Below are 8508 nucleotides of genomic sequence, written 5' to 3'. Positions count from 1 at the left end.
TAATACGAGTATGCTCAGTATAGCTGTAACATGGAATGCTAACTGGCTCACCTTGTTTAAGCTGAGTTAAATGAGACGCTAATAACTGATGGTCTAACGCTTTTGGATGGTCGTAATTAGTTTTGACACGATCTTCCATCGTCAAATGGCTTTGATCATGATAATAAGCATCCTCATTGATCACACCAATTTGATTTGTACCTAAATCACGACACAATTCTTCAAAAATTGTTTTAGCAATTAAACTTTTACCTGAAGCCGACGCACCGGCAATCCCAATAATGACACACTGCTGAGAATTCATCTCTTAACCTTACTCGTCTTCTGATATGCTAATTTTTACGGTTGATTGTACTTGTTGAAGTGCTAATTCTGCCCCAAGTTTGCGGGCAATTTCGCGATAGATCCCTGACACTTCACTTTCTGGTTCGCTCATCACGCTCGGCGTACCATTGTCCATTGATTCACGAATATTGATGTGTAATGGTAATGATCCTAATAATGGCACGTTATAACGTTCCGCTATTTGACTACCACCATGAGTACCAAATGGGTGTTCTTTATGACCACATTCAGGGCAAAGATGAAAACTCATGTTCTCGATAATCCCAAGCACTGGAATGTTGACTTTGTTGAACATGGTGATGCCTTTCTTGGCATCAGCTAAAGCAATATCTTGCGGAGTTGTCACTATCACGGCACCGCTAACGGGTACTTTTTGCGATAATGTCAGTTGAATGTCACCGGTTCCAGGTGGCATATCGATAATTAAATAGTCTAATTCAGGCCACTGAGTTTCGTTAAGTAACTGTGCTAAAGCCCCCGCAGCCATAGGGCCTCGCCACACCGCGGCTTCATCACCGCTTAACATAAAGCCAATAGATTGCGCAGAAATACCATGCACTAAAGCCGGCGTCATGTGCTTGCCATCTGGCGATTGTGGACGAAAATTAGGAATACCTAACATCAATGGAATAGACGGGCCATAAATGTCGGCATCTAAAATACCCACTTCGGCGCCTTCAGCTTTCAACGCTAATGCGAGGTTTACTGCGGTGGTTGATTTACCCACACCGCCTTTTCCAGAAGCCACAGCAATAACTTGTTTTACGTTAGGAATAGGTGCAATTGCTGGCAGCGCGGAATAAACCCGTGGTTGGAAATCGATTTCACATTCCACTTCATCAATGGCGTCAAGTACAGCCAATTTATTGGTGATGGCCATTACGGTGTCGCGGTATTGTGTCATACATGGATAGGGATAAACTAAGCCTAATTGTAGGCGTTTTCCTTCTATCGACAATGCTGTAACACATCCTGCACTGACTAAGCCTTTATGCAAATAAGGATCTTCAAATGCTTCTAAAATATCTAACACTGGTGACAATAATTCATCACTTAATTGATAATTTGTATGCGTATTGACCAAAACGGCAACTCCGAACCAGAAATTTGCACAAGTGTATCAGAACTTGGTAAAAAAATAGCGACTAATAAGCCTTTTTACGTCATGTTTTGATGAAAAAGGTCTGCTAATCAGTTAGTATCAGGCAATATTTTTGGTGTAATTTGATAACGAGACAAAATGACAAAATCACAGCGTAAAATACTGGTCACAAGTGCCCTTCCTTATGCCAATGGCCCAATCCATCTAGGCCACATGCTTGAATACATCCAAACGGATATTTGGTCACGCTTTCAAAAGTTACGTGGACATGAATGCCACTACATTTGTGCCGACGATGCTCACGGCACGCCGATTATGCTTAAAGCACAGCAAATGGGCATTACGCCAGAAGAAATGATTGCTCAAGTACAAAAAGAGCACCAACAAGATTTCGCTGATTTCAACATTCAGTTTGATAACTTTCACAGCACTCACAGCGAAGAAAACCGCATTTTAGCCAGTGATATTTATCTAAAGCTACGTGATGGCGGTTACATCAAAACCAAAACCATTTCACAATTATATGACCCAGAAAAGTTAATGTTCTTACCAGACCGTTTTGTTAAAGGCACCTGCCCTAAATGTAAGTCTGAAGATCAATACGGCGATAACTGTGACAACTGTGGTGCAACCTATAGCACGACCGACCTGATAAACCCTAAATCAGCAGTGTCTGGTGCAACACCAATAATGAAAGATACCGAACACTTCTTTTTCGACTTGCCAGCATTTGAAGGCATGTTAAAAGAGTGGATTCAATCCGGCTCGTTGCAACAAGAAATGGCCAACAAGCTAAACGAATGGTTTGAACAAGGTCTAAAGCAATGGGACATTTCACGTGATGCGCCCTACTTTGGTTTTGAAATCCCGGATGCTCCAGGTAAATTTTTCTATGTATGGTTAGATGCGCCTATTGGTTATATGGGTTCATTTAAAAACCTATGTGACAAGCGCGATGATTTAAACTTTGATGATTTTTGGAGTCTTGACTCAACCGCAGAGGTGTATCACTTCATCGGCAAAGACATTGTCTATTTCCACAGTTTATTCTGGCCAGCAATGCTTGAAGGCGCTGGTATTCGTAAACCGACCAGTGTTTATGCTCACGGCTATGTCACCGTAAACGGTGCCAAAATGTCTAAGTCTAAAGGCACGTTTATTAAAGCGCGTACCTATTTAGATAATTTAGATCCGGAATACTTACGTTATTATTACGCCGCTAAATTAAACAGTCGCATTGACGACTTGGATTTAAATTTAGAAGATTTCGCCCAACGAGTTAACTCAGACTTAGTCGGTAAATTAGTAAACCTTGCTTCACGCACAGCTGGCTTTATCAGCAAACGTTTTGACGGCAAATTAGCCAAGGTTTCAGACAGCAGCTTGACCGACATATTCTTAGCCAAAAGCGAAGTCATTGCAGAATTATATGAAACTCGCGAATTTGGTAAAGCGATGCGTGAAATTATGGCATTGGCTGATATTGCTAACGCCTATGTTGCCGACGCTGCACCTTGGCAATTAGTTAAGCAAGACGATAAACAAGATGAAGCACATCAGGTTTGCAGTAATGCATTAAACTTGTTCAGAATCTTGGTCACTTACCTTAAGCCTGTATTACCTAAATTGGCCGAAAATGTTGAAGGTTTTTTACAGTTAACCTTAACGTGGGACAATTTAAGTCAAGATCTTGCTGGTCATGAAATCGCGACATTTAAAGCATTAATGCAGCGTATCGAACCTAAGAGCATTGAAGCTATCATCGATGCTTCTAAAGAGAACTTGCAAGCGACTAATACGGATGCACTTAAAACCGAAGCGCCGAAACAAGCTGTTAATCAATTAGAACTCGATCCAATTAGCCCTGAAATAAGCTTTGAAGATTTTGCTAAAATTGACTTACGTATTGCGCGTATCAGCAAAGCGGAACATATTGAGAAAGCCAATAAATTACTGCGTCTTGAATTAGACTTAGGCGGCGAAACCAAACAAGTATTTGCGGGTATTAAATCTGCTTATGCGCCAGAAGATTTGGTTGGTAAACTCACCGTAATGGTGGCTAACCTTGCCCCACGCACGATGAAGTTTGGTGATTCAGAAGGTATGGTATTAGCTGCCGGTCCTGGCGGTAAAGATTTGTTTATACTAGAACCTCATGAAGGCGCACAGCCTGGCATGCGAGTTAAGTAATCCAGCTTTAAAACCATAAAATAAGACCGCTTCGGCGGTCTTATTTATCTCTATTGAATTTTCAATCCAGCAGATTGCAAACAAACAAAGCGACTGATATTTATAACGTGGTTAGCCAGCATGTGGTAAGTCGAACATTAGCTCTAGATACCACTATTACTATCACTTGTTTGCTTTGCATTAGCATCGTTTTGATTATCGATATCTTGTTGGTGAGCGGCATTATCTTCATCCATTGCTTGCTTTAATCGCTCTTCATACAACATAAACAGTTTAATAAAATCGTTACTAAAGCGTTCACCCGCTGACTCTTTTAACCAAAAATCATATAAACGTTTTGAAGCTTCTTTTTCAACTCGTTTATAGGTTGCCTTTCGTCTCAACACATATTCTTCTGAATGACCTAATAACTGTAACGATGACAAACTCAATTCCAGTGCTGAATGATGCGTTTCCGACTCAACCACGTCTGCCCCCGCTTCTTTTAATAAATGTCCATGACCACGGTCAAATGCTCTGGCAACAATCTTAAGTTTGGGGTAGGTATTATGTAAGTATTTAACTAACTCCACACTACTTTCTCTATTATCGATGGCCACCACAAAAAGCGAGGCTTGTTCAATGCCAGCGGTTTTTAATAAATCTGGACGAGTGGCATCACCATAATAGGCCTTAGTATTAATACGCCTGATAGTGTCGACCTGTGACACCTGATAATCAAGCACTACCGTTTTAATATTATTCGAAATTAAAAAGCGATTAACCACTTGGCCAAAACGACCAATACCCGCAATAATCACCGTGCCTTCATCATCAATATTATCTTGTTCACGCTGGTTGGTTTTTACCTGAAAGCGTGGATAAATGACTTTATCAAATAAAATAAATAATCCTGGGGTTAAAAACATCGATAACGCGACCACGATTGATAACGTTTGCGCTAAATCAGTTGGAATAACATGCTGTTGAACACTAAAACTCAGCAGTACAAAACCAAACTCTCCCGCTTGAGCCAAACATAATGCAAACAGCCAACGATCGCTGCCCTTAATTCTAAAAATCAACGCTAATAAATACAGCACAAACGCTTTAATCAACATCACACTTAAGGTGATTGCGATTATTTCTCCAAAATCAGCAAACAGAACCGTAAAGTCGATTCCAGCGCCAACAGTAATAAAAAACAGGCCTAATAATAAGCCTTTAAATGGACCTATATTGGCTTCAAGTTCATGCTTAAATTCACTGTTTGCCAGTACAACACCTGCTAAAAAGGTGCCTAATGCGGGTGATATACCCACTAAACTCATTAATGCTGCAATACCGATAACCAGCATAAGTGCTGCGGCGGTAGATATTTCACGCGCACCAGATTCGGCAACCATTTTAAATAAAGGTCTACTGAGATAATGCCCTCCTAGTACAACAGCACCAATCGCTAATACAAGTACAATGGCATATGCCCAACCGGGTAATGAGGCCACGAGGCTTAACTGCTCGTGCTGCTCACTCATACTACTCACCGCAGCTTGCGCTTTATCAACTAACTCAGGTAAAGCTAATAACGGAATAAAGGCCAACATGGGGATAACAGCAATGTCTTGAAACAACAAGACCGAAAATGCGTTCTTTCCGGCATGGGTTTTATTGAGACGTTTTTCAGATAAGGTTTGCAACACAATTGCGGTAGACGACAATGAAAAAATTAATCCAATCGTTAATGCAATACTCAGTTGATACCCTGCATAAATTGCACAGGCCATCACCGCCACAACCGAACCCACAACTTGTAAGCCACCAAGCCCCAGTAAACGATTACGCATCGCCCACAACATTTTGGGTTCCAGTTCTAAGCCAACCAAAAATAGCATCATCACCACACCAAATTCGGCGAAGTGTTGAATAGTATTGGTTTCACTACCGACTAAACCGACAATGGGGCCAATGACCACACCCGCAATCAAATACCCCAACACGGAACCCAAGCCCAATTTATTCGCTAACGGAACAGCAATAACGGCAGCGGTGAGATAAATAAAAGCCTGTAAAAAGTACTCTGTCATTGGAGGTCCTTGTCGGGTAAGAATTAATATCGACTTTTACACTGCAATTACAAGTGCAAGTGCGGGCCAATATTTAGCGATGTATTTTAATCCACTACACAGGATTAACGATATCAATAAAATGATGGGTTAAATCAAACTTACTGGCTAAATGCTGTCCCAGTGCCTGAATACCAAATTGCTCGGTAGCATGGTGTCCAGCAGCAAAATAATGCAGCCCTTGTTCCATTGCTGCATGATAAGTACGTTCAGACACCTCCCCACTTATAAACGCATCAACACCCATTTGCGCTGCATAATCAATATAATCTTGTGCACCACCGGTACACCAAGCAAGGGTTGAAATCAGTTTACTGTTATCACCAATATGCAATGGCGCACGTTTAAGTACCTTTGTCAGTAATTGACTCAATTCGCTGGCACTTAAAGGGTGTTCTAAATGACCATGCCAGAGTAAATCTTGTGCGACTGGTTCATATACTCGAGGGCTGATAACACCTAACTGGTAGGCTAGTTGGGCATTGTTTCCAATACCATGATGAGCATCTAGTGGTAAATGATAGCCAAATAAACTCATATCATGGTCCATTAATGCTTTTATTCGGCGATACTTCATCCCGGTGATAATTTCTGGCTCGTTTTTCCAAAAAAATCCATGATGAACAAGAATTGCATCAGCATTAACGGCCGCCGCTTGCTCAATTAGTGCTTGGCAAGCTGTCACACCCGTGACAATCGTGCGGATATCAGACTTACCTTCAACTTGTAACCCATTAGGTGCGTAGTCTTTAAAGGCTGACACATTTAAAAAGCTGTCTAAATATGACCCCAATGCTTGACGAGTAATGGTAGAGGAGCCTTGATGATGTGTTGACATAATATTTTCCTAACAAAAATTGATAAAAGCCTCTAAAACCTGCTCACAGATAATGAACTGTCGATCAATTGCTACTCTATGTTGAATGGCAAAGCGAACCAGCCTCTGAGTTAAACGCTTTTTTAGGGGTTGATACTAATCAACCTCACCGGTGAATAATAAACGATATCATGCTGATTTTAGCTTATTAATGTCATATCTACACTAGGGATGAGGTTAATCAACTAGTGTAACTCATGCTCAAATATTTCAACAATAGCAGTCATAAATGCTGATAAATCAGACTTTGTGAGGGATAAATCGACAATTTAAGCCACTAATTGGACTTTTGTAGCCTTAACACATTAAAATTAGTAACAACCTTCATTTAACATGATAACAAATAGGTTATTAACTATGACAACATTGACTAAAGAAGAGGTCATCAGCCAGCTACAAATGGCTCTTGAAAAGCAGTCTGGACAAACAGTTTCTATTGAACAAGCTGGCAGTTGGTACAAAATTGACGGCGGTAAATCAGTGCGCTTTAGCGAACTTGAATCCATGCATGCACAACTATCTGCATCGTCAGTAAAAAAAGCACCGGCACCGAGCAAAGCGGCTATTAAGCCTGCAGAAACTGTAACGGCAACACCTGCAGCGAAAAAAAAACCGAGTAAAAAAGCACAATCAAACTCAGGCGGATTAACGCCTAAGCAGTTGTGGCGTAAAAAACTCGAAAACACAAAAGGTCATCAAACATTACCCCGTGGGTTCTAATCTCTATCTAACGAGAACAGATCAAACTGTATTGTTAGCGAATATTGACCACAGTGTGTAAAGCAAACAAAAGGAGCCTAGGCTCCTTTTGTTTTAGTGGCATTATCACATCGCAAAGTATCACATTGCGAGGTCGACCCTGACATAACCGGTTAAGTAAACCACCCTAACCTCATCTCCGGCAACAAAACTCATACCTGGATCCGCATCTTGGATCACCATAACTTGACTACCATCTTCTTGCTTTATCATTAGTTCAACTAACTTAGTCTCAAGGTAATATTGTTGGTTACCGTGTTGACTACCAATTCCACCGCCAATCAACGCCCCCAAAACAGTGGCAACATCTTGACCTGAACCGCCACCAAATTGATGACCGATAACGCCACCAATTAACGCACCGCCAAAGGTTTTCCAACCGCTTCGACTGTCTTCTACTAGCTGTTTCTCTGTCACATGCTTCACAGATTCAATGTGACCATACAACACTTTCTCGACTGGAACGGCTTGATTACGTTCGTAAGCAGCTTGGCTTTGACCACAAAACAAACAAATAGTCAGTAATACTGCAAAAATACTCTTCACACTTACAGTTATGATTTTAAACATGGCCATTTTCCGCTAAGTTAACGATAAGGTATTACAAATAATATACTCAATTGTGAACTCACTGTCTTATTTAAATCAATCCATCGGCTTCCCGCCGCCAGAGCAAGCTCTCACCGATCCGAATGGTTTATTAGCCATCGGCGGAGACTTACGGCCAGAGCGGCTGACGCAAGCTTATTATCAAGGTATTTTTCCTTGGTTTAATGCTAATGACCCCATTTTGTGGTGGTCACCCGATCCAAGAGCGGTATTCACGCCTTGCCATCCTTTTGGCAGTAAAAGCCTGATTAAATTTCTTAAAAAGTCCACATGGCGTTATACCATTAATCATGCCTTTTTAGATGTTGTAGCTGGCTGTGCTGGGCCTCGTAACACTCAAGATGGCACTTGGATTTCGGCTGAAATACAAATGGCTTATTATGAACTTCATCTCCAAGGACGTGCTCATTCTATTGAAGTGTGGGATGGCGAGCAGTTAGTGGGTGGATTATATGGTATTCCGGTTGGCGGTATTTTTTGTGGTGAATCAATGTTTCATCGTCAAACAAATGCATCGAAAGCGG

7 protein-coding genes and 1 pseudogene are annotated in these 8508 nt (G+C 41.2%); 3 read left to right on the top strand and 5 right to left on the bottom strand.

Features of this window, described 5'->3' with window-relative positions; all coding sequences use genetic code 11:
* Positions 1–304: pseudogene (locus H5202_RS15590) on the bottom strand (uridine kinase); the annotation flags it as partial.
* 9 nt (positions 305–313) lie between these two features.
* A complete protein-coding gene (gene apbC / locus H5202_RS15585; RefSeq protein WP_011637701.1) occupies positions 314–1429 on the bottom strand; it encodes an iron-sulfur cluster carrier protein ApbC in 1116 nt (371 codons plus the stop codon).
* Positions 1430–1585: 156 nt separating this feature from the next.
* Between apbC and metG the strand changes: the two genes are divergently transcribed.
* The gene (gene metG, locus H5202_RS15580; protein WP_182772882.1) at positions 1586–3637 is read left to right on the top strand and encodes a methionine--tRNA ligase; all 2052 of its coding nucleotides are present in this window, start codon (positions 1586–1588) and stop codon (positions 3635–3637) included.
* 143 nt (positions 3638–3780) lie between these two features.
* On the opposite strand, the gene H5202_RS15575 is transcribed toward metG, so the two are convergent.
* The gene (locus tag H5202_RS15575) at positions 3781–5700 is read right to left on the bottom strand and encodes a monovalent cation:proton antiporter-2 (CPA2) family protein (protein WP_182772881.1); all 1920 of its coding nucleotides are present in this window, start codon (positions 5698–5700) and stop codon (positions 3781–3783) included.
* A 94-nt stretch (positions 5701–5794) separates the two neighbouring features.
* Complete coding sequence (locus tag H5202_RS15570; protein ID WP_182772884.1) at positions 5795–6547, bottom strand: Nif3-like dinuclear metal center hexameric protein; 753 nt, start codon at positions 6545–6547, stop codon at positions 5795–5797.
* A 426-nt stretch (positions 6548–6973) separates the two neighbouring features.
* Here H5202_RS15570 and H5202_RS15565 point away from each other — a divergent pair, with 426 nt between their 5' ends.
* On the top strand, positions 6974–7336 hold the full coding sequence (locus H5202_RS15565; RefSeq protein ID WP_182772880.1) for a hypothetical protein: 363 nt from the start codon (positions 6974–6976) through the stop codon (positions 7334–7336).
* 120 nt (positions 7337–7456) lie between these two features.
* Here the strand turns inward: H5202_RS15565 and H5202_RS15560 are convergent, their stop codons facing one another.
* Entirely contained in the window at positions 7457–7945 is a 489-nt protein-coding gene (locus H5202_RS15560; protein WP_443019421.1) for a glycine zipper 2TM domain-containing protein, read from the bottom strand.
* 52 nt (positions 7946–7997) lie between these two features.
* On the opposite strand from H5202_RS15560, the gene aat reads away from it, so the two are divergent.
* The coding region (aat, locus tag H5202_RS15555) for a leucyl/phenylalanyl-tRNA--protein transferase (protein ID WP_182772879.1) at positions 7998–8508 on the top strand (511 nt) is incomplete at its 3' end.

The sequence above is a fragment of the Shewanella sp. SG41-4 genome (assembly GCF_014164505.1).
Classification (GTDB): Bacteria; Pseudomonadota; Gammaproteobacteria; order Enterobacterales; family Shewanellaceae; genus Shewanella.
This window is presented reverse-complemented; position numbering and strand designations above follow the sequence as displayed.

Bases quoted from the DNA above. Each gene is read 5' to 3' on its own strand.
- metG (WP_182772882.1), top strand. From the start codon at position 1,586: ATGACAAAATCACAGCGTAAAATACTGGTCACAAGTGCCCTTCCTTAT.
- H5202_RS15575 (WP_182772881.1), bottom strand. From the start codon at position 5,700: ATGACAGAGTACTTTTTACAGGCTTTTATTTATCTCACCGCTGCCGTT.
- H5202_RS15565 (WP_182772880.1), top strand. From the start codon at position 6,974: ATGACAACATTGACTAAAGAAGAGGTCATCAGCCAGCTACAAATGGCT.
- H5202_RS15560 (WP_443019421.1), bottom strand. From the start codon at position 7,945: ATGTTTAAAATCATAACTGTAAGTGTGAAGAGTATTTTTGCAGTATTA.